This is a genomic window from Zooshikella ganghwensis (genome assembly GCF_018263875.1).
Taxonomy (GTDB): Bacteria; Pseudomonadota; Gammaproteobacteria; order Pseudomonadales; family Zooshikellaceae; genus Zooshikella; species Zooshikella ganghwensis.
This window is the reverse complement of record NZ_JAEVHG010000002.1, coordinates 158,247-177,785: the sequence shown is the minus strand read 5'-3', so window position 1 is coordinate 177,785 and position 19,539 is coordinate 158,247. Positions and strand designations below refer to the sequence as shown.

Here is a 19,539-nt window from a genome sequence, read left to right as displayed (position 1 = left end):
TGAAGAGCGCTGACAACAAACCCTAAAAATGATTCGTGAAGGGTATAAATAAGTCGAGATGATATGAGATGTATAGGAGTTATGACCCCATGAATATTGAAGTCTTGTTAGTCAGTGCATTTACGCAAAATGGTAAGGGTGGAAACCCGGCTGGTGTTGTATTGCAAGCAGATGGCTTAACAAATGAGCAAAAGCTTTATATCGCTAAGGCTGTAGGCTTCTCAGAAACTGCTTTCGTTTCTAAAGATGATGAGGTTGATTTCAATGTATCATTTTTTACAACAACGGAAGAAGTCGATTTTTGTGGTTATGCAACCTTAGCCGCTTTTTCCGTAATGTTTCAACAAGGTATTATTACTGAGGGGGAGTATAAACAAAGGACTAAGGCCGGCGTATTAAAAGTAAGTGTGAATAGCACAGAAGTAATCATGGAGCAGTGCTTACCTACAAGGATTGAGCAGTTAAATGCTCGTGATGTTTCTGATGCTATTGGCATTGAGTCGTCTATATTGGAAAGCACTCATTTACCCATTGAGATTATTTCAACCGGTTTACCAGACATTATTATTCCAGTGCCTAAAGGTTATCTTGACTCCATTGTGCTTGATGAAGCAAAAGCTACAGCGTGTTGTAAAAAGCATGGAGCGGTCGGCTTTCATGTATTTGAGCTCAATGAAGAGGGAGATGCATATACGGCAAGTTGTCGTAATTTTGCACCACTCGTGGGAATCCATGAAGAATCAGCAACAGGCAGTGCAAGTGGTGCTTTGGCATGTTATCTGGCTGAACATGTAAAATTAAATTGTAATAGCTATGTCTTTGAGCAGGGGCGTGCAATGGGGTGTTCATCATTGATAAAGGCAAGAGTTGAACTTTCAAATTCAATGATAACAAAAGTTGTGGTCAGTGGAACTGCGACGATGCAGGGAAGTATTGAAATTCCAGTTTAAACGGCTTCTGTAGTAAAACACAAAGTATTAAATGGGGGAAGAAGAGAGTGTTGGAGGCTGTATAATGAGAAAAATGCAGACAGTACAAGAACCCATGCACAGAAGTATTTATCCATGACTGACTCGTTATCAATAAAACAAGCCAAAAAAATCGTATTGCTAAGCCAGGTCATGCCTAAAGGAATGCCGCATAAAAGTTCTGAAAAAGCGACACTGGCCGCTGTAGAGCAACTCAGTTATATACAAATTGACACTATTGCCCGAGTTGAGCGCGCCCATCATCATACCTTATGGAATCGTGTTAAAGGCTACCAACCTGAGTTATTAGATAAATTACAGCGAAAGTGTGAAATATTTGAACACTGGTATCATGCTGCAGCTTATTTACCGATATCCGACTTTCGTTACTGCCAGATTAAAATGCAACAAATGATCGATAATGAAAAAGACTGGCATGAGCAGGCCAAAAAAATCAAGGCTGAAGTGCTGGCGCGCATCACTGCTGAAGGACCGTTGCAGTCAAAAGATTTTGAAGACAAAAAACACAGTGCTGGACAATGGTGGGATTGGAAACCAGCAAAACGTGCACTGGAGTTGTTGTTTTTACAGGGCAAGCTTATGGTCGAACGCCGTGTTGGTTTTCAAAAAGTCTTTGACTTGACCGAACGTGTACTGCCATCCCATATTGATACATCGATGCCGACTCAAAGTGAATATGCGCAGTACCTCATCAAAAGTTATCTAAAAGCCAATGGTTTGGGTAATGAAACGGAGTTCGGTTATTTGCGTACAGGGATGCAAAAATACATTAAACAGCAGGTTGCACAGCTGCTTGAAAAGGGTGAAATCATCAAGGTAAAACTTGGTGATAACCACTGTTATACAGATAAAAAGGGCTTGTCATTACTCGATAAACGAATGCCCAAAGCCCAGGTAAAACTTCTTTCACCATTTGATAACCTGGTGATTCAACGAAAACGATTGAGCAAGTTGTTCGGTTACAATTATCAGCTTGAATGTTATTTAAAAGAAGCGGATAGAAAGTTTGGGTATTTTTGCTTGCCAATACTTTGGGGCGACGAGTTTGTTGGCCGTCTTGATGCTAAAGCTGATAGGAAAAACAAAATCTTGCTCATCTATAGCCTCTATATCGAATACCCTCCGATAGACACACAATCTTTTGTTGATTCATTAAAGTCTGCCTTAGACGCCTACGCCGAATTTAATCAATGCCTAAGCTGGCAGCTGCAGAAATGCGATCATAAGGAAATTAGCTATTATTTACTGAAGTCTTAAGCCTCAATCACGACTAAAACAGTTTGGTTTTGAAAAAGATAAGCAACTATTGAGAAACAGCAATATGGATGAGAGAGATCAGAAAGCACTTGATGACATTGAAAGGTACGGATGTCATATACTTCATGTTATCGAAGGCTCTGTTTGTTAATAATGATATGTAGGGAAATATGGCGATAATTTCTAGAACTATGGCTTGCTTAAGAATCATAGGAGACGATTTAATTCCAGCTGATATTACTGGTAAGCTTGGTTGTGAACCAACTCACCAGATGATCAAAGGTGAGCCGTTCTCATGGAGTGCAAATGGCAACCCTCGTATTGCTAGGTCAGGCATGTGGTGGCTTGAGGCTAAGGAAAGAGAACCAGGTGATCTAGATTCACAAGTATCTCGTAGTAACTCCTGAAGAACTGCGGCACATTGCGAAGTTTCTGGAAAGTTGTGCAAAAGGGATAGAGGCTTACGGATAGTTATGGGAGCATAAACATTTTTCAAATAAGGATCACTACTTCAATAACTCCCCTCAATTTGTTGTGTTTAATCCAGAACTCTAATCAAGTAAAAGCTGCTCCCCAGCCATCTCACTGGATAGCAGTAACCATAAAGCCTACAATGAGGTTAAGTTTGCGTAAGTGTGATGCTCATTAGTAGTTATGTGTAATTGAAATGAGTAAGCTAAGCAACACACTTTGAACTAAAACCTCGCTATCGCTTATTTTTCACCTCTCTTGGTGAATATAAAGGTCAAGGAGTGAGTATGCGCGAAATACTAGCAGCAATAGCATTTTTTTTTACATTATGGGCAATGTACAAGCTATTATTCGGCAATAAAGATGAACTTATCGAGTGCATAAAGTTTTGGTTTACTCCTGATATCGTTAGCATGTTTCGTGGTAATTATTGGGAAGATCATTGGGCTGAATTTAAACTATTTATTTGGTTAGGTAGTGCTACGGCAGTTGCTTATGGTGTGTATCATTTATAAATCATGCTTCTTCAAGCAGTATGCAAGATCGTAACCGGCTAAGACTAGCCAACTTGCTGAATGCCTTTAATTATAAGGCCTAAAATGAGGTTAGGTTTTGCATGAAAGTGGCGTATAGTGCATAAAAAAGTAATGAACAATAATCGGTTTAAAGATGAGCGAGAGAATAGGTTTACGATTAGTGGGCCTACAAAAAATGATCCAGTATTGATAATGTGTCCAAAGTGTTCACGCAAAGCGGTAGTTGTGCCCATTGACGAAGACCCTGTTTGGCAAGTACATCTATATGGTGAGATGTCTTTAATCCTAGTCACAACAGAGTTTAATTGGCAGTTAATTGAGCTGTCTGAAAAAGAATACGATGCTGTATATGCTTAACAAAAACCAACACGGGGACCTAAGTAAGCTTTACTTGAAAAATAACAAAGTTTACACCAGTACATGTGGTTGGCGTTATGTGTAATAAGGTGAAATTTCACCGAATTGGCATCGCTAAGAGGCTGATACTTGTTAGAAAATACGAGAAAGCCAAATCTCTACTTAGGCCGCTTGCTAACAATAATAACGCAGAGGCTCAATTACTTTTGGGGTACCTGTACTATGGAGGCGACCCTAATACTACAGTAAAAGAGTCGAAATGTTGGCTTGAAAAGAGTGCAAAAAATAAAAATCCTGAAGCTTTGGCCTTATTAGCCTCAACAAACTACAAAAGCAGTTATTGGAGCAACGAACCTGAAAACAGAAAGTCTTTTTTGCTTACGCTAAAAGCTGCAAATATGGGTTCTGTTGAAGCACAAAGAAGTCTTGCTTGTGCCTATGCTCATGGAGACACAGTGCCTCAAGATGATATCAAAACCATGTATTGGGATGAAAAAGCAGCAAAACAAGGCTTGGCAGAATCTCAGAATGATCTAGCTCTTATGCTTTTATATGGCGTGGGCTGTGAAGTTGATGCTGAAAAAGCAATATATTGGTATCAAGAATCGGCGAGGAAAGATCATAACGTACCATATGCACAATGGGCTGCTGAAGCTTTGGCTCGCATATTTCATGGTGAGCCATATAAAGAACTTACAGACCTTAACCAGTCTAAGTATTGGGAAAAAAGAGCGCAATACTTGAGTGGGTTAGAATTTAGAGGTCACCCAGATTGGTTCTACAAGTAGAAGCACATCACAAGGTCATCAACACCGTTTGCTATCGCTCACTTGGATGCGCTTCCGCGCACCGACTATGTCAGTGTTTTGTGTGAATAAGATGAACAAGATTGAACCTTACTCACTTTTGGTAGGAATCGTAGTATTCTTTATGACGTACTGCTTCTTGAGTGGAATTGAAAATACAATTTTTTGGTCTAAAGTTGTGGAGTTAAGAGAGTCTACCGGCAGAATTGACAGTTTTGCTCTTGCTCACGATTATAAATTAGTAATAAATACAGAAATTTTATTTTATCATTTCTTGTTTGTCATCATTGCTTATTCTATCGCCTCTATCGCAATCACAAGAATTGTGAAAAAAATATAATTTTTCATTTGCTAGTATTTGTATTGGTAGCTGAAATAGCTATGAAAACATTTTTTTTACTTCTAAGTCCTGAAGAATTTTTTGAATATCCATATTTGTTAATTGCAGAAGTGATATGTGCTGTTACCGTTTGCATATCTACAGGTGTTATTGCTAAGAAGGCAAGCGGCCAAGAATATAATTAAAACATATAACAAACAAACGAACACTGATAGCTACGGCAGGTTATTTGAGTTCACCAGCAAAGGCTGAAGCAGCTTACTTTCAAAACCTAGAAACTGTCTAGAAAAGTCATCCACTCACAGTAAATACTGTATGAAATACATCACTTAGACTTTAAACCCTCATTTTTCTGTTCGTAAATACCTTTGAATAAGCGCTTGTGGTACTTTATAGCGATTATGATAGCTTACGTTGAACGGTTTTCAGCGCGTTCTATGGAACGGTTCTTTAAAAAATAGCTTTCATAAAGGAAAATTACCTAAAATCTCTCTGGTTTCCTACTTGAATGATTCTTGGTTTTTCAGTCGAGGCTTATGCATGAAGCTAACTTTTATTTTCGCAATATCCATCTTATTGACAGGTTGTCTCGGAATGCCTGCTAAGGTTTCTCCTGTCAAAGAGTTTGACCTTAGTCGATATTTAGGCAGGTGGTATGAAATTGCAAGACTTGATCATTCATTTGAGCGAGGTTTGGAGCAGGTGACTGCAGAATATTCAGTGCGTGATGATGGTGGTGTAAGTGTTAAAAATAGGGGGTATTCACCAACAGAAAAGCAATGGAAGGAAGCAGAGGGTAAAGCCTATTTTGTTAATGGAACAGAAGAGGGTTATCTCAAGGTTTCATTTTTTGGACCATTTTATGGCTCTTATGTTGTGTTCGAGCTGGATGATGAAAACTATGAGTATGCATTTGTATCTGGCCCAGACCTGTCGTACTTATGGCTTCTTTCAAGAAAGCCAACTTTAACTCAAGGGGTTATTGACCGCTTTGTAGAACAAGCTGAGGCGTTTGGCTTTAATACTAAAAACTTAATTTTTGTAAAGCAAAATATACCCAATACGAATGGTTTTTAAGCGTGTTACATATTGCTTGGTATTACCATTTGTAGCATCCGCTAACGAGGCATGATTAGCCTCTATGCTTAGCTTTAGTTTTTATGTAGGGTGATGAAAAATAAATGACCAATATATGGAATTGAGTAAATGACGGAAAAAGAGAAAATGCTGGAAGGACTCCCCTATAATTCTTGGGATGATGTTCTACTCGGGGAAAGAATGTTTGCAAAAAGTATTTGCCAGCGTTTTAATCAGTTTGATCCTACTCGATTAGATGAACGAATGTCCTTACTATCCAGTCTGCTTTTAATAAAGGACTCTGCTCATATTGAGCCAAATTTTTTTTGTGACTATGGCTATAATATCGAGTTAGGAAGTAATTTCTATTCAAATCATAACTTGACGATTCTTGACGTCTGTAGTGTTAAAATTGGCGATAATGTGTTTATTGGCCCTCAAGTCATGATATCTACAGCGACACACCCTTTAAATGGAATTGAGCGCCGCTCGATTGAGTATGGCGTAAGCATTTCAATTGGTAATGATGTTTGGATTGGTGGAAATGTATCCATTTTACCAGGGGTTAAGATAGGAAATAACTGCGTTATAGGTGCCGGAAGTGTTGTTACTAAAGCTATTCCTGATAATAGTGTGGCTTTTGGAAATCCATGTAAAGTTCAGCATGCTGTTTAAGGCGGGTTGTGAAGGCTATACAGGTTGCTGATGTTGTGTTTATTGAGATTTTTTGGAATGAAAAAACAACAGCAGGAATACTACGAAATAGCATGGTATTCTATCTCAGAATTATTTCTTGACACTGAGTTAAAGGGTTTGGAGTTAAAGTTTATTGCAAAGCAGTTATTGCAAACGCCATTCACAGAGTCAGAACTGAATGAAATACTTATTTATGATGTGGCGCCAGTTTGTTATGGGAATTTATTGGCTACTGCTGGAGTATGGGAAGGTTTTGATAAAGAGTGGCTGTTTTCTGAAATCCAAAACAATAAAAGTAAAAACCAAAAGATATTTCGCTTAAAATGTAAGTTAATTAAATGTTTTTATGGCTCTGCACTTCAGTCTCAGTGGACTATTGTTCTTGAGAAACTTAGGAACTTAAGAAGTGATTGCTCGATACCCTAATTAGAGATGAGCTGCCAAGCGCATAGCTCAACTTAAGGTTTGTGGCATGAACACCTTAAAGTGAGCTATTTCAGCTAGGGCCTACGACTTGTTCAGGATAATCAAAACTACTGCAGCCCAAATCGATCTTTAAGCATTTTTAAGTAACGTCGACTCACGGGTACTTTATGGCCATGCTGAGTAATGATTTCTGCCAGACCATTCTCTAATAATTGAATTTCCCGTATGGCATTGATATTGATGAGATATTGGCGGTGGCAATGCAATAGTGGTGTTTTGCTTTCCAGCGTTTTTAAGGTGAGCTGGGTATGGCTTGTACCTTCTTCACTCATTACATGGACTCCTGACAAATCAGAAAAGGCAAACTCCACATCATCAATTTTAATTAGCCGTATTCTGTTTTGCAGATAACATGGAATAAGTTGTAAGTCGGCACTGGCTAAGGGGTTGAGTGAAGGTGGTTGCTGATAATTTTTTTTGAGTCTTGCTAAAGTTTTTTGTAGGCGTGATGGTTCAACGGGTTTTAATAGATAATCAAAGGCATTGTCTTCAAAAGCACGGATAGCATACTCATCATAGGCAGTGACAAACACAATGTAGGGAGCATCATCCATATTCAGCATACTGACTAGTTCTAGGCCACTGACCCGAGGCATTTGTATATCCAAAAACACGACATCAGGGTGCAAGCCATTAATCATTTGCAAGGCTTCGATGGCATTGCTGGCTTGGCCAATAATCGAGATTTCTGGGTCGCTACTAAGCAGGTCTGCCAGTGCTTCCCGAGCCAGAGGTTCATCATCTACCAGTAAAGCGCTAATCATCACCAGACTCCTCAATGGGTAATGTTATTGTTATTCGTGTCCATTGGTTTGGTTGGCATTGTACCTCAAGCCCATAGCGATTGCCGTAACGTACTTTGATGCGTTTATCAACAATACCCATACCGAGTCCATCACTTCTTGGTTTATCTTCATAAAGACCAGCATTATCTTCAACGCTAAGGACAAGTAGTGAGTCTTGCCGAGTGCCACTAATGATTATTTCACCAGCTTCAAGGCAATGCGCGATACCATGCTTGATTGCATTTTCAACAATGGGTTGCAAAGTGAATGTGGGGACTTGAATAGAATTTAACTGTTCTGGAATATCAATTTTTACGGTTAGGCGGTCAGCAAAACGGGCGTGCTCAATTTTTAGATAGGAGTGCACGTGGTCAATTTCATCTTCTAATGTGGCTGATTCACAGTCTCGTTTTAGGTTTTTTCGGAAAAAACGTGAGAGGTGAAGCAGTAGTTCCCTGGCTTCTTCTGGTTGCTTGCGAATAATCGCGCTGATGGTATTAAGTGCATTAAATAGAAAGTGTGGGTTAATTTGAGCTTGAATGAGTTTGAGCTCGGCTTGAATTAATAAGCGCTTTTGCTGCTCATGTAAGCCACTTAAGATTTGGTTAGACATCAGGCGAGCGATACCTTCCCCTAAGGTACGATTAATATTGACGAATAATTTATGTTTAGGCTCGTAAAGCTTAATGGTCCCGATGACTTGCTCATTATCACCTTGCAAGGGGATCACCACAACAGAGCCTAACCCGCATTGAGCTTGAATTGAGCAACGGTAGGGAACCTCTACACCATCAGCAAAAATGACTTGATTATGCTGAATTGCCTTAAAGGTCATGGTTGATGAGATAGGGGTGCCAGGTAAGTGATGATCATCGCCATGGCCGATAAACGCTAAAATCTTTTCACAGTCGGTTATAGCGACTGCTCCGACACCGGTTTCTTCGTAAATAATTTGAGCGATACGTGCACTGTTTTCTTCATTAAAACCTGTTGCGAGAATACCTACTGTGCGTTCGGCTATTTTTAGTGCTTTTGCGGAGAAGGCCTGGCTGAACTTTTCATACATGGTTTTCTGGTCACGAATAATATTCATGAACAACGCTGCACCAGCTGAGTTGGCTAATATCATAGGAGGTGCAATGAGTTTGACGAGACTCCAGGCTTCGGAGAAAGGTTTAGCGACAATCAAGATAACGGCCATCTGGGCTATTTCTGCTACCAGGGTGGTAAGAAAGGCAATATAAGGCGTAAAGAGTGTATCGATCTTTCGATGTTTGTTGAGTAAATAAAAATGCACAAGGCCGGCAAACAGTCCTTCAATGGTGGTTGAAATGGCACAGGCTAGATCGGTAAAACCGCCAAGAGAATATCGGTGTAATCCTCCGGTAAGGCCTACAAAAAAACCAACCAGAGGGCCTCCCAGTAAGCCACCTAAAACTGCACCCACGGCACGGGTATTCGCAATGGCATCGTGAATTTCCAAGCCAAAATAGGTACCCATGATACAAAAACTGGAGAAAACCAGATAAATTACAACTTTGTGGGGAAACTGGATCGAAATGTTGACTAATGGTTTAAAAATGGGCGTTTTGCTAAACAAATAAGCAATCACAAAAAAAACACTCATTTGTTGCAGTAAAGATAGAATTAACTGCATAGTTATCACACTACTTGGCTGTGTTCATGCTGTTGACTGGTTATCGTAGAGGCTATTGAGCATTCATCATTGTAAGTTAGCAATGCTTACTCATAGTGCAAACTGCAAGCCTCAGAAGGAATTATAATGAGTTTTAATAAATGTTCATTGTGCGTTTGGTGTTGGCTAGCGTTGGTTTATATAATGATCGCTTTTGCCCGCCCATTACCTGCAGAAACACTCATTATGGCAGTTGGCTTGGCATTACCCCCTTATGTGATCAAAGAAGGGGATAAAGGGATGGAGTTAGACGTTGTCAGAGAGATTCTAGAAAAACAAGGATATACTATTCATCCAGTCTACTTACCCTTAGCCAGAGTTGTGGAACATATGGCTGATGGTACGGTTGATGCGGCCTTAACCGTCAACGAAGCTGCAGGTTTAAATAATGCCTTTTTTTCTGATAGCCATATCACTTACCAAAACTCGGTTATCAGTTTAGCCAAGCATAATTTTCAAATAGAATCTGTGAATGATCTGGCTGATAAGTCAGTCATGGCTTTCCAGTATGCAAAGATTTATTTAGGCGCAGAGTTTGCTGCCATGGCAAATAATAATGGCCAGTATTCTGAAAAGGCTAGACAGTCAACACAAATTAGAATGCTATTTGCTGGAAGAGTTGAAGCTATCGTTCTGGATACCAATATTTTCCGTTTTTATCGTAACTCTGAAAAAAAGTATGTTGATACGTCACAACCTATTACTACCCATAACATTTTTCCCCCAAGTCACTACCGAGTTGCATTTAAAAATAAAACAGCACGAGATGAATTCAATAAGGGGCTAGAGGCGCTAAAGAGGAGTGGTCGTTATGATGAAATTATTCGTCAGTATATCCAACCATAGTGTGCTGAAGTATAGTCCTTAACGTTTTTATGACAAAGATATTCGCCTTTTATGCCTAGAAAAGTATGTATACGCTGTCAGCGGCCCGCTTCAGTTTGTTTGTGTAAATATATCACTCGTTCCCAAGCGCCTATGAACCTTGTGATACTTCAGCATCCTTCTGAGCAAAAGAAAGCCATTGGCACGGCAAAGATATTGGATTTATGTATTGATAACTCAATACATATAGTGGGAGAGTGCTTTAGCAATCATCAAGAATTTGAGCAAATACTCCAACAGCCGTGTGTGGTCTTGTTTCCAAGTGATCATGCCGTGTCAGTCAACACATTTCAGCTGAATTATTTACAAGACTCTGATCTTCAATCGTGGAATCTGATTGTTATAGATGGGACATGGAGGAAAGCGAAAAAAATTTGGTATTTGAATCCTCAGTTACACAGTTTGCCTTCTATCGTTTTAAGTCAATGTGAACCATCAACTTATCGAATCAGAAAAGTACCCAATCATGCTTACCTTTCTACTGTAGAAGCGGTTGTGGTAGCATTGCGCGAGTTAGTCAACGATCAAACACTTCTTGAAAGCCCCCTCACCGTATTTAATGCGATGATTGATCAGCAAATTCAAATAATGGGTGATGAGACTTACCAAAATAACTATCAAAAGTAGTATTTTGGAAGCTTTAATCCAAGGTAATTCTTTTTTTGAAATAATTGAACCAGTTAGACTACTGAGCTTCTTTCAACGACGCTGAAATAGCCCTGAAGTCTATTTCAGCGATAGAGTATTTACTTACTCGTCATCAATAAATAAGTCGTTCATGAGTGTTTTGTTAGCTGTACGGTCATAACGGTACTGTTCAAAATCGCTGATGCCCTGGCTTTTTAGAAAAGATTCATCGACCAAGGTTTGCCCATTAAGTGTTTCATGAGAAAGACTTAATATTTTAAACGCTGCATCGGCCATAATGTCAGCTGTACGGCAGTACTGGAATGTTTCTTCACTGCCTACTTCAAAAGCAACGGCAGCTGTTGCAATAACAGTTTTAGGCCATAAGGTATTTACAGCAATATGATACTTTTTAAATTCTTCAGCCATTCCTAACGCTAAAATAGTCATACCATATTTTGAGAGTGTGTAGGGAGCAAATTTTTTCAGCCACTTTGGCTGCAAACTAATAGGGGGGGAAAGGCTCAAAATATGTGGGTTAGATGATTTTTTTAGGTAGGGAAGTACTGCTTGAGCACAAATAAATAATGCCCGACTATTTACTTGCTGCATTAGGTCATAGCGTTTAATAGGAAGTGTTTCAACAGGGAGCAGTTTAATGGCACCTGCATTATTGATTAAAGCATCAATAGCGTCAAACCGTTCTACAGTTTGCGTCACCATCTGCTGAACTTGTTGTTCATCGCGGACATCCATTTGTACGGCAAGTGCCTTGCCACCAGCAGCCTCTACTTCTGCCGCTACACTATGAATAGTGCCTGGTAATTTACTATGGGGTTCGCTGGTTTTTCCTGTTACAACAATATTGGCACCGGCAGCTGCGCATTTAAGCGCGATAGCACGACCAATGCCTCGACTCGCACCTGTTATGACAATCGTTTTATTTTCCATGCTTGTCATATTATTACCTTATAGTCCTTTATTATTTGTTTTGATATTGAATGAACGTATGCCCTTGTGGGTATATGTATTCCTAAACGTTGTTTGACTCACTAATTTATGTGGTGATTACTATGTGGGTATCACTCAGAGTTATCACTTTATTACTCACCTTTTTATTATTAGGGAATGGCCTTTACGCTGACGATAGATTACACATCATTACCCTTAATGATCAACTAGAATACCCCTGGGCAATGGCTTGGGTTAATCAAACACGTCATGTATTGGTAACACTTAAGCGTGGACAGATAGCTTTACTGGATCAACAAGGTAAGAAAAAAGCTCAATTCAATCTTGACCTTCCCATTGCTTATGGGGGGCAAGGTGGGCTGTTAGATATTGTGCTGCATCCAAATTATCCCAAAAACCACTGGGTTTATTTCTCTTACAGTCAAGCATTATCCAGTGGTTATACCACCGCTGTAGCGCGAGCCAAAATTACGGTTAATCCTCCTCAATTAACCCAGCTTGAAACAATTTATAGTGCTCAAGCGGTTTCTGATAATACGCATCACTTTGGTTCTCGGCTCGCTTTTGATGCTAAGCATCTGCTTTATGTTACGGTAGGGGATCGAGGAGAGCGAAGTAGAGCTCAACATCTAACGAATGACTTTGGCAAGGTCTTACGCTTGACGGATGAAGGTAAACCGGCTGCAGATAATCCATTTAGTAATTCATCAGATAAACGAAGCGAAATATTCAGCTATGGGCACCGAAATCCACAGGGACTCGTTTATGATATCAAAACAAATACTATGTGGTTGCATGAGCATGGACCGTTAGGAGGAGATGAAGTCAATCGGTTAAAAGCGGGAAAGAACTATGGCTGGCCGATGGTGACATATGGCCGTGAGTACAGTGGTTTATTAATTTCTAAGTTTACCTCTTTGCCGGGAATGATTTCTCCTGAGTGGTATTGGGTTCCTTCTATTGCTCCATCAGGAATGACTATTTATTACGGAGAATTATTCAAGCATTGGCAAGGGCAACTATTGGTTGGGGCATTAAAAGCAAAACTGTTGGTACGTTTACCTTTACTCAATAATCGAATTCAACGAGAACAGCGGTTTGCTATGACGGCTCGTATTCGTGATGTTGAGGTTGGAGGAGATGGAGCCATTTATCTTATAACGGATGAGTCAAAGGGAAAACTCCTGAAAATAATACCTCGTCAATAAATAATGAGAATGTACTCTTCGCGAATGATTTTTAGGCTTTGTTACCATCACTCTTGACCACCAAGGATGGTGGGAATGTAGTTTATGCAGAAGCATTTAACTGCCACCCCAGTCATTTAGTTTATCCAAACTCCTGGGGCTTCATCGCTCGGTGGCCTCGCCTAAATAACCCTTCGCTGTGAGTATATACCACTTTATTTTGACACCTAAAAATGATTCATGAAGGGTGTAAATAGATAGAAATAAAAATGCAGACATTAATGACTAATAGTTATTTTTAGCATTTGGCACATAACTCAGTCATTGCTAGATTTAAACTCTATAGTCGAATGATAGGAAAATCCCTTAAAGTTGCAGGACTATTCAATGAGTACGTTTACGTGTGAGACTTTCACCGAGCTAGATCAAGATATCCTGACCGACTTTCATACCTGTTTTCAGGAGGCACAAGAAGAAATTGAATTGTGCTGTCACCGTTTAGAACAAAACCCTAGTTCTGAAGATATTCATGATTTGTTTCGCTCAATGCATTCCCTCAAGGGAAACTGCCGAATGGTGTTTTTGGACCCTTTGGTGGATGTAAGCCATAAACTGGAGGAAATAGTATCTGATATCCGTGATGGTAAATATGCCTATGAGCCTGTCTATGGTGAGTTTATGTTGGCAGTCATTAGCCGTATTGATGAGCTTATATCGCAACTATTGCAAGTCGGTGAAGCGGATCAAGGGTTATTAGATACTTTAGAAAGCTTTATTTTACAAGTAAGAGAGGCTGATGATAGTGGTCGTGTTGACATAGTTAATCAGCTATTAGATCAACTTGTGGGTGGAGAAGAGTCTCAGTTAGCGCCTAAAAAGCAACGTGTGATTGAGCCACCAGAAGAAGTTGAAGATGCTAAAACATCTGACTTGGATTTTTTCCATTCGTTGGCGGTTAAACTGGACAGATTATTTTTATTTAAGCAGGGAACTGCTTTTAATGAGCAGCTTAAAATGGCTGCAGAGATTAATAAAGAGTTAGGTGATGTTGTATCGCATGAAGAGTTAAGTGCCGCTGTATATTTACACGATATTGGTATGGCATTTGTGCCTTGGCAAGTGTTGAACAAGCATACAACACTGACACCGGAAGAGCAGCTTTTGTATCAAGATCATGTCCGGATAGGGGCGGGACTTGTGCGAAGAATGTCAGGTTGGCAAGGTGCTGCAGATATGATTGAGCATCATCATGAGCATTTTGATGGAACAGGCTTTCCTCATGGATTAAAAGGAGATCATATTAATATCGGTGGCATGATTTTAGCGGTTATTGACAGCTATCAGAAAGTATTGCATCAGCATAGTGATGTGAGCTTTCGTAAAACATTATTACGTGCGGTGACAGAAATAAACAGTAACAGCAATTCAAAATTTGACCCTACCGTTGTCGATGCTTTTAACCTCGTGGTTAGAAGACATTATGTCGCTCAGCGCTAAGCTTTTTTAAGTTATAAATCTCTTCTGGTTAAACAATTTCCTCTTTGTTATTTTCCTGTCTAGTGTGTTATTTAGCAAGCCTGGTCATGATGTGATTCATTTTTTTAATGTGAGGATGGAAAGCAACTATGTATAAGCTTTGTGTCTATGTACCCGAGGAAGCTTTAGAGCAAGTTAAGTCTGCACTATTTGCTGCAGGAGCAGGTCGTATTGGTTGTTATGATAGTTGCTGTTGGCAGGTAAAAGGTCTTGGGCAATTTCGTCCGCTTAACGGGAGTTCACCTTACCTTGGTCAGCAAGGCAAGGTTGAGCAAGTAGAGGAGTATCGTGTAGAGATGGTGTGTGATGATGCACATATTCATACTGCTGTTACAGCACTGCGTGAAAGCCATCCTTATGAGGAGCCTGCATTTGATGTCTGGCAGCTGAGTGATATCGCACTGACAGGTTAGTTGACTACTTAACCTGCTGATATGAGGCATGAGGGGCTATGTCAATGGTGCGAAAGGTAAACTGTTGCTGTTTCAAGTCACTAAAGTAGTACTGCAGTGTTTTAGTAATCGTTGGAAACGCTAAATTATCCCAGGGTATAGTTTCTTCTGTGAAGAGTTCTGCTGATAAGCTTTCTTCACCGGGTGAAAATATGGGTTGGGGTAGCTGCGCAAGAAAAATTAAATAAATCTGATTGATATGTGGCAGGTTAAATAAAGTATATAACTTGTCTATTTCGACAGTTGCACAGGCTTCTTCCCAGGTTTCTCGCGCTGCAGCTTGCTGGGTGGTTTCATTAAGCTCCATAAAGCCCGCTGGGAGTGTCCAATAACCTGCTCGAGGATGAATAGCACGCTGACATAGTAAGATTTGATTTTGGTAAACAGGCAAGCAGCCAGCAACAATTTTCGGATTTTGGTAATGTATTGTGCTGCACTGAGTACAGACATAGCGCAGTCGATTGTCACCTTCGGGAATAACAGTTGTTATTTCACCACCACAGTGGCTGCAATAGTTCATAGCCTCAACTCCTGATGTTGAGGCTATGAGTATAAACTGCTAATTGTGTAAACTGAAAGTGAGGGAGGAGGGCAGGTGTCTAGAGCTATACTTTAAGTTGTTTCAAGTTTCGTTTCTCACTCATGCAAATCACATCTGCCGGTGTACAAGTGGGGGTGGGAGTTTTGATTCGGTCATTAATTGAATCAGGATCGTTGAGAGATAACTGAAGCTCTTGCAGGGATTTGTACATGAGTTCAGATACTGCAATGCAGGCAGCCATAGGGTTATTTGATTTTCGAATCTGCATATCGACTTGGAATTGAATCCCTCTGAGTCTGCGCTGAGAGTTTTTGGGAGCAGACTGGATAGTATTCTCAATCAGTTGATCTCTAAGTTTTTCCAGATCTTCTGGTTTATTTCGAGCTAAGTTCATTAAGTGGTCAAAATCTGGAAGTTTTACTTTCATGTGGTCACCTGAAACATCCAATAAAACTGTTATCTATCCCTAGGTTTTGCCCTAGTCCGTCAGATAATCCGTGTTGGTTAATATTTATACTACTGACGGCGAAACCAACATGATATTGCTTAATTCTCACTCAATATGTGTGCCAGTTCTATTTTTTGAAGTGTTAAAATGACTTTGTATTATAAAAAGCTCTGGAAATCAGTTGCTTAGAAAATAATAAAAGGAGGGTGGCTTTTGCAGGAAATGTGATGTGTTTGGCTAAAAATGAACATGTGTTTGAGTTGTTAATAAGTGCGACAGTGAAATAGCTAAACACTATAAAAACATAAAAATTAATAAGGCTTTATAGTAAGTGCTGGTATGCATAAACGTATAAAATCAACAAAGTTAACGTTGAGTATAAAAAAACTTATAAGCCTCAGGACATCCAAAAAGGGTGTAAACTGGACTAACAATCATGATGACAGATATGCTTTGGCAGATTAAGCATCAACTTGCAGACTATCGACCCCCAACTAACCAAATAAGCTTACCCCAAGCGAGTGTCCTTATTGCGATAACGAATAGCTCTGTATCACCTGAGATTATTTTAATTCAACGTGCACATCATTTGTCTTCTCATAGTGGCGAGGTAGCATTTCCAGGGGGGAAACGAGAACCACAAGATAAAAATTTATGGCAAACGGCACTTCGTGAAAGTCATGAGGAAGTTCGAATTATTCCAGAATCCGTTGAGTATCTTGGCCAGCTTCGTTCTGTTGTATCTCGCTTTGGTATTTCTGTGACACCTTTCGTGGGTTTGATTCCCTCAAAGACGAACTTAATACCTTGTCCTGATGAACTAGAGTGCTGCTTTCGGGTACCTTTAGCATTTTTTCTAAAGTCACAAAACCTAGGCTGGGATCGACTTAACTATGGGGGGCATGACTTTGTATTGCCTAGCTATCAGTATCAACAATTTAAAATTTGGGGCTTAACTGCCATTGTGTTGGCGGACTTATTGAATACTGTGTTTGAAACTAATATTGATTTAAACCTGCCCCACTATAAGCGTTTTAGTGTTAACCATTGAATAATCGTTATGGCTCACGTCTCACAGTGTTTCTCAACAAAGGCGTGAGCACTTTATTCGTAGCTGCTTGCAACAGTGTTAACAGGCCCTAGTGGCTTTTTCCTTTAATCAAGCGTGCACGCTTTATAATATTGTCCTTAATTTGTAGAATTTCGATTTTATAGGTATCAATCTTAAGGCACACATTGGCCTCAGGAATTGCTTCTAAGAACTCAAGGATAAGACCGTTAAGTGTTTTTGGGCCTTCGCTGGGCATCTTCCAACCTAGTGTCCGATTTATATCTCGAATACTGGTTAGACCTCCTACAATGTATGAGCCATCGCCCTGAGGATTAATGTCGAGGTCGCTGTCTGGTAAGCCTGTGGTAAATTCTCCTACAATTTCCTCTAGTATATCCTCTAAGGTGGCTAGCCCCTGTACGTCACCATACTCGTCAACAACCAGGCCAATCCGCTCTTTATCCTGCTGAAAATTAAACAGCTGTGTATGTAATGGGGTATTTTCTGGAATAAATAATACTTCAGTCGACTCTTGTAGTAGCGCATCTTTGCTGGGTTCAGCAAGACTCAAGACACGTAACGCATCACGCATATGTAGCATGCCTACGACATTATTAATGTCCCCTTTGTAGACTGGCATACGGGTATGCTGACTGGATCGAAGTTGCTGCAGGACGGCTGCAAGGTCATCACTTAGATCAATTCCAATAATATCCTGGCGTGGAATCATGATGTCATTAACGGTGACTTTTTCCAGGTCTAAAATCCCAAGTAACATACCTTTACGGCGCCGTGGAAGTCTTCCTGCTGACTCATGAACAATTGTTCGAAGTTCTTCGGTTGTTAGATGATCTTCAGGAATATCTGAAGTATCCACACCAAATAAACGTAGTAGCCCGTTACTAATACCATTGATCAGCCATACAGCAGGATAGAGCAACCATAGTAATGGTTTGAGAATCCATGATGCAGGAAATGCAATTCGCTCTGGACTAAGTGCGGCAAGTGTCTTGGGGGTGACCTCTGCAAAAATCAGAATAACCAGGGTCAAAATAGCCGTGGCAATGGCAATACCTGCCTCTCCCCAAAGTTGAATGGCAATCACCGTTGCAATTGCTGAAGCAAGAATGTTAACAAAGTTATTGCCAATCAGAATCACACCGATTAAACGATCGGGTCGTTCTAAGAGTGCTTGTGCACGCATAGCGGAGCGATTTTTTTGTTTAACCAAGTGTCTGAGTCGATAACGATTAAGTGCCATCATGCCCGTTTCAGAGCTGGAGAAAAACGCAGACAGTAGAATAAGAATAACCAAACAGCCCAGTAAAAAACTAAGGGGTACGTCGTCCAAGAAAAAATAACCTCATGTAATACAAAACGTGCTTTATCTGTCGCCAAAATAGCCGACGATTGTGGTGAAGTTTATCCAGCTTGTTTGATTAGGTCCAGTAGGAGCTTGCTACCAAAGTAAGCGAGTACAAGTAGGGTAAAGCCACAAATAGTCCAGCGTATAGCAGTAATACCTCGCCATCCGAGGGCATGCCGTCCCCACAGCAAAATAGCAAACACTAACCAGGCGATAATAGAAAGACTTGCCTTATGGGACTGAACAAAACTGTCGTCTAGTGTAATGAAACCACTAAAAAGTGAGCAGCTTAGTAGCAGTAGCCCTGCCCAGAGAAACTCAAACAACAGGCTTTCCATCGTTTGTAGTGGTGGGAATAGCCTAATGATTCCCGTAGGGTGTCGATGTTTAAGTCGGTAGTCCTGATAGGCCAAGAGCAGCGCCTGGCAAAATGCAATGGTTAAAATACTGTATGCTAAAACTGAAAATAGCACATGTAAGATCATGCCTGCTGACAAGTTGGTTTTTATATCTGTAGGTGAAAGATGAAAGGCTGATAGCAAAATAGTCGTTGCGGCAATCGGAAATAAAATGACAAATAAGTTTTCAACGGGTTTGCGCAAACTGCTTAGTAGTACAACATTAATGATTAACCATGATATCAATGAGCCAACGTTTACATAGCTAAGATCAATACCCTGCTGAGTGTGAAGTACAAAGTAAATACTCAACATTTGCAGTATAGATGCACTTAATGCAATGCCTTGAATAAGTGGCTTATGAATAGTGTGGCCCTGAACAAGGGCCCGTCCCTGGTAGACAGATCCTGCCGCATAGAGCAATACTGCAATAAGGCTTGGCAAAATGATGTTCATAAAATCCTGTGCTAACGTGGTTTATTCTATTTGAACAGCTTATGGTACTAAGGTTAAAGGTAAAAGATCTGTGCATTTCATAAGCTTGACGTCCAGCATATTATGTTGAGACAGCAGATGAAAG

The 19,539-nt window shown here is 40.2% G+C and carries 23 protein-coding genes; 16 read left to right on the top strand and 7 right to left on the bottom strand.

Features of this window, described 5'->3' with window-relative positions:
- The first annotated feature begins 89 nt into the window (after positions 1-89).
- From KHS79_RS04710 to KHS79_RS04665, 10 genes are all read left to right on the top strand, one after another.
- The gene (locus KHS79_RS04710; protein WP_212717125.1) at positions 90-950 is read left to right on the top strand and encodes a PhzF family phenazine biosynthesis protein; all 861 of its coding nucleotides are present in this window, start codon (positions 90-92) and stop codon (positions 948-950) included.
- A gap of 114 nt (positions 951-1,064) precedes the next feature.
- Positions 1,065-2,246, top strand: a complete 1,182-nt coding sequence (locus KHS79_RS04705; RefSeq protein WP_212717123.1) for a winged helix-turn-helix domain-containing protein — start codon at positions 1,065-1,067, stop codon at positions 2,244-2,246.
- A 170-nt stretch (positions 2,247-2,416) separates the two neighbouring features.
- On the top strand, positions 2,417-2,653 hold the full coding sequence (locus tag KHS79_RS04700; RefSeq protein ID WP_212717121.1) for a DUF4279 domain-containing protein: 237 nt from the start codon (positions 2,417-2,419) through the stop codon (positions 2,651-2,653).
- 351 nt (positions 2,654-3,004) lie between these two features.
- Complete coding sequence (locus tag KHS79_RS04695) at positions 3,005-3,232, top strand: hypothetical protein (protein ID WP_211233710.1); 228 nt, start codon at positions 3,005-3,007, stop codon at positions 3,230-3,232.
- Between the two features lie 117 nt (positions 3,233-3,349).
- Positions 3,350-3,610, top strand: a complete 261-nt coding sequence (locus KHS79_RS04690; protein ID WP_212717112.1) for a hypothetical protein — start codon at positions 3,350-3,352, stop codon at positions 3,608-3,610.
- An 89-nt stretch (positions 3,611-3,699) separates the two neighbouring features.
- Entirely contained in the window at positions 3,700-4,398 is a 699-nt protein-coding gene (locus tag KHS79_RS26230; protein ID WP_212717110.1) for a tetratricopeptide repeat protein, read from the top strand.
- 91 nt (positions 4,399-4,489) lie between these two features.
- A complete protein-coding gene (locus KHS79_RS04680) occupies positions 4,490-4,756 on the top strand; it encodes a hypothetical protein (RefSeq protein ID WP_212717108.1) in 267 nt (88 codons plus the stop codon).
- 540 nt (positions 4,757-5,296) lie between these two features.
- A complete protein-coding gene (locus KHS79_RS04675) occupies positions 5,297-5,833 on the top strand; it encodes a lipocalin family protein (RefSeq protein WP_212717106.1) in 537 nt (178 codons plus the stop codon).
- Between the two features lie 129 nt (positions 5,834-5,962).
- Complete coding sequence (locus tag KHS79_RS04670; protein WP_212717104.1) at positions 5,963-6,508, top strand: sugar O-acetyltransferase; 546 nt, start codon at positions 5,963-5,965, stop codon at positions 6,506-6,508.
- Positions 6,509-6,565: 57 nt separating this feature from the next.
- A complete protein-coding gene (locus KHS79_RS04665; RefSeq protein WP_051310837.1) occupies positions 6,566-6,955 on the top strand; it encodes a DUF7079 family protein in 390 nt (129 codons plus the stop codon).
- A gap of 107 nt (positions 6,956-7,062) precedes the next feature.
- Here KHS79_RS04665 and btsR read toward each other — a convergent pair whose 3' ends face one another.
- A complete protein-coding gene (btsR, locus tag KHS79_RS04660; RefSeq protein ID WP_027706998.1) occupies positions 7,063-7,779 on the bottom strand; it encodes a two-component system response regulator BtsR in 717 nt (238 codons plus the stop codon).
- On the bottom strand, positions 7,772-9,457 hold the full coding sequence (locus KHS79_RS04655) for a sensor histidine kinase (RefSeq protein ID WP_212717102.1): 1,686 nt from the start codon (positions 9,455-9,457) through the stop codon (positions 7,772-7,774). The genes btsR and KHS79_RS04655 overlap by 8 nt, the downstream gene beginning before the upstream one ends.
- A 126-nt stretch (positions 9,458-9,583) precedes the next feature.
- On the opposite strand from KHS79_RS04655, the gene KHS79_RS04650 reads away from it, so the two are divergent.
- Together KHS79_RS04650 and KHS79_RS04645 are read left to right on the top strand one after the other, a co-directional pair.
- On the top strand, positions 9,584-10,342 hold the full coding sequence (locus KHS79_RS04650) for a substrate-binding periplasmic protein (protein ID WP_212717100.1): 759 nt from the start codon (positions 9,584-9,586) through the stop codon (positions 10,340-10,342).
- 51 nt (positions 10,343-10,393) lie between these two features.
- Positions 10,394-11,008 (top strand): tRNA-uridine aminocarboxypropyltransferase, encoded by a 615-nt coding sequence (locus KHS79_RS04645; RefSeq protein WP_084611089.1) that lies wholly within the window; start codon positions 10,394-10,396, stop codon positions 11,006-11,008.
- A 123-nt stretch (positions 11,009-11,131) separates the two neighbouring features.
- On the opposite strand, the gene KHS79_RS04640 is transcribed toward KHS79_RS04645, so the two are convergent.
- On the bottom strand, positions 11,132-11,968 hold the full coding sequence (locus KHS79_RS04640; protein ID WP_212717098.1) for an SDR family oxidoreductase: 837 nt from the start codon (positions 11,966-11,968) through the stop codon (positions 11,132-11,134).
- Positions 11,969-12,081: 113 nt separating this feature from the next.
- Between KHS79_RS04640 and KHS79_RS04635 the strand changes: the two genes are divergently transcribed.
- The 3 genes from KHS79_RS04635 to KHS79_RS04625 all read left to right on the top strand — a co-directional run bounded on the left by KHS79_RS04635 (position 12,082) and on the right by KHS79_RS04625 (position 15,116).
- Positions 12,082-13,188, top strand: coding sequence for a PQQ-dependent sugar dehydrogenase (locus KHS79_RS04635; RefSeq protein WP_212717096.1), 1,107 nt, complete (start codon positions 12,082-12,084; stop codon positions 13,186-13,188).
- A 366-nt stretch (positions 13,189-13,554) separates the two neighbouring features.
- A complete protein-coding gene (locus tag KHS79_RS04630) occupies positions 13,555-14,664 on the top strand; it encodes an HD domain-containing phosphohydrolase (protein ID WP_027706992.1) in 1,110 nt (369 codons plus the stop codon).
- A 128-nt stretch (positions 14,665-14,792) separates the two neighbouring features.
- Complete coding sequence (locus KHS79_RS04625; RefSeq protein WP_212717093.1) at positions 14,793-15,116, top strand: Nif3-like dinuclear metal center hexameric protein; 324 nt, start codon at positions 14,793-14,795, stop codon at positions 15,114-15,116.
- Between the two features lie 4 nt (positions 15,117-15,120).
- Here KHS79_RS04625 and KHS79_RS04620 read toward each other — a convergent pair whose 3' ends face one another.
- Together KHS79_RS04620 and KHS79_RS04615 are read right to left on the bottom strand one after the other, a co-directional pair.
- Positions 15,121-15,675: an NUDIX hydrolase gene (locus KHS79_RS04620; RefSeq protein WP_212717091.1), complete on the bottom strand. Its 555-nt coding sequence runs from the start codon at positions 15,673-15,675 to the stop codon at positions 15,121-15,123.
- 85 nt (positions 15,676-15,760) lie between these two features.
- On the bottom strand, positions 15,761-16,123 hold the full coding sequence (locus KHS79_RS04615) for a DUF3135 domain-containing protein (protein ID WP_094788124.1): 363 nt from the start codon (positions 16,121-16,123) through the stop codon (positions 15,761-15,763).
- A gap of 457 nt (positions 16,124-16,580) precedes the next feature.
- Between KHS79_RS04615 and KHS79_RS04610 the strand changes: the two genes are divergently transcribed.
- Positions 16,581-17,195, top strand: a complete 615-nt coding sequence (locus KHS79_RS04610; protein ID WP_212717089.1) for an NUDIX hydrolase — start codon at positions 16,581-16,583, stop codon at positions 17,193-17,195.
- 88 nt (positions 17,196-17,283) lie between these two features.
- Here the strand turns inward: KHS79_RS04610 and KHS79_RS04605 are convergent, their stop codons facing one another.
- Positions 17,284-18,546, bottom strand: coding sequence for an HlyC/CorC family transporter (locus KHS79_RS04605; protein WP_212717087.1), 1,263 nt, complete (start codon positions 18,544-18,546; stop codon positions 17,284-17,286).
- A gap of 71 nt (positions 18,547-18,617) precedes the next feature.
- The gene (locus KHS79_RS04600) at positions 18,618-19,415 is read right to left on the bottom strand and encodes a cytochrome C assembly family protein (RefSeq protein WP_027706987.1); all 798 of its coding nucleotides are present in this window, start codon (positions 19,413-19,415) and stop codon (positions 18,618-18,620) included.
- Between the last annotated feature and the right edge of the window lie 124 nt (positions 19,416-19,539).

Bases quoted from the DNA above. Each gene is read 5' to 3' on its own strand.
- KHS79_RS04710 (WP_212717125.1), top strand. From the start codon at position 90: ATGAATATTGAAGTCTTGTTAGTCAGTGCATTTACGCAAAATGGTAAG.
- KHS79_RS04705 (WP_212717123.1), top strand. From the start codon at position 1,065: ATGACTGACTCGTTATCAATAAAACAAGCCAAAAAAATCGTATTGCTA.
- KHS79_RS04700 (WP_212717121.1), top strand. From the start codon at position 2,417: ATGGCGATAATTTCTAGAACTATGGCTTGCTTAAGAATCATAGGAGAC.
- KHS79_RS04695 (WP_211233710.1), top strand. From the start codon at position 3,005: ATGCGCGAAATACTAGCAGCAATAGCATTTTTTTTTACATTATGGGCA.
- KHS79_RS04680 (WP_212717108.1), top strand. From the start codon at position 4,490: ATGAACAAGATTGAACCTTACTCACTTTTGGTAGGAATCGTAGTATTC.
- KHS79_RS04675 (WP_212717106.1), top strand. From the start codon at position 5,297: ATGAAGCTAACTTTTATTTTCGCAATATCCATCTTATTGACAGGTTGT.
- KHS79_RS04670 (WP_212717104.1), top strand. From the start codon at position 5,963: ATGACGGAAAAAGAGAAAATGCTGGAAGGACTCCCCTATAATTCTTGG.
- KHS79_RS04665 (WP_051310837.1), top strand. From the start codon at position 6,566: ATGAAAAAACAACAGCAGGAATACTACGAAATAGCATGGTATTCTATC.
- btsR (WP_027706998.1), bottom strand. From the start codon at position 7,779: ATGATTAGCGCTTTACTGGTAGATGATGAACCTCTGGCTCGGGAAGCA.
- KHS79_RS04655 (WP_212717102.1), bottom strand. From the start codon at position 9,457: ATGCAGTTAATTCTATCTTTACTGCAACAAATGAGTGTTTTTTTTGTG.
- KHS79_RS04650 (WP_212717100.1), top strand. From the start codon at position 9,584: ATGAGTTTTAATAAATGTTCATTGTGCGTTTGGTGTTGGCTAGCGTTG.
- KHS79_RS04645 (WP_084611089.1), top strand. From the start codon at position 10,394: ATGCCTAGAAAAGTATGTATACGCTGTCAGCGGCCCGCTTCAGTTTGT.
- KHS79_RS04640 (WP_212717098.1), bottom strand. From the start codon at position 11,968: ATGACAAGCATGGAAAATAAAACGATTGTCATAACAGGTGCGAGTCGA.
- KHS79_RS04635 (WP_212717096.1), top strand. From the start codon at position 12,082: ATGTGGGTATCACTCAGAGTTATCACTTTATTACTCACCTTTTTATTA.
- KHS79_RS04630 (WP_027706992.1), top strand. From the start codon at position 13,555: ATGAGTACGTTTACGTGTGAGACTTTCACCGAGCTAGATCAAGATATC.
- KHS79_RS04625 (WP_212717093.1), top strand. From the start codon at position 14,793: ATGTATAAGCTTTGTGTCTATGTACCCGAGGAAGCTTTAGAGCAAGTT.
- KHS79_RS04620 (WP_212717091.1), bottom strand. From the start codon at position 15,675: ATGAACTATTGCAGCCACTGTGGTGGTGAAATAACAACTGTTATTCCC.
- KHS79_RS04615 (WP_094788124.1), bottom strand. From the start codon at position 16,123: ATGAAAGTAAAACTTCCAGATTTTGACCACTTAATGAACTTAGCTCGA.
- KHS79_RS04610 (WP_212717089.1), top strand. From the start codon at position 16,581: ATGATGACAGATATGCTTTGGCAGATTAAGCATCAACTTGCAGACTAT.
- KHS79_RS04600 (WP_027706987.1), bottom strand. From the start codon at position 19,415: ATGAACATCATTTTGCCAAGCCTTATTGCAGTATTGCTCTATGCGGCA.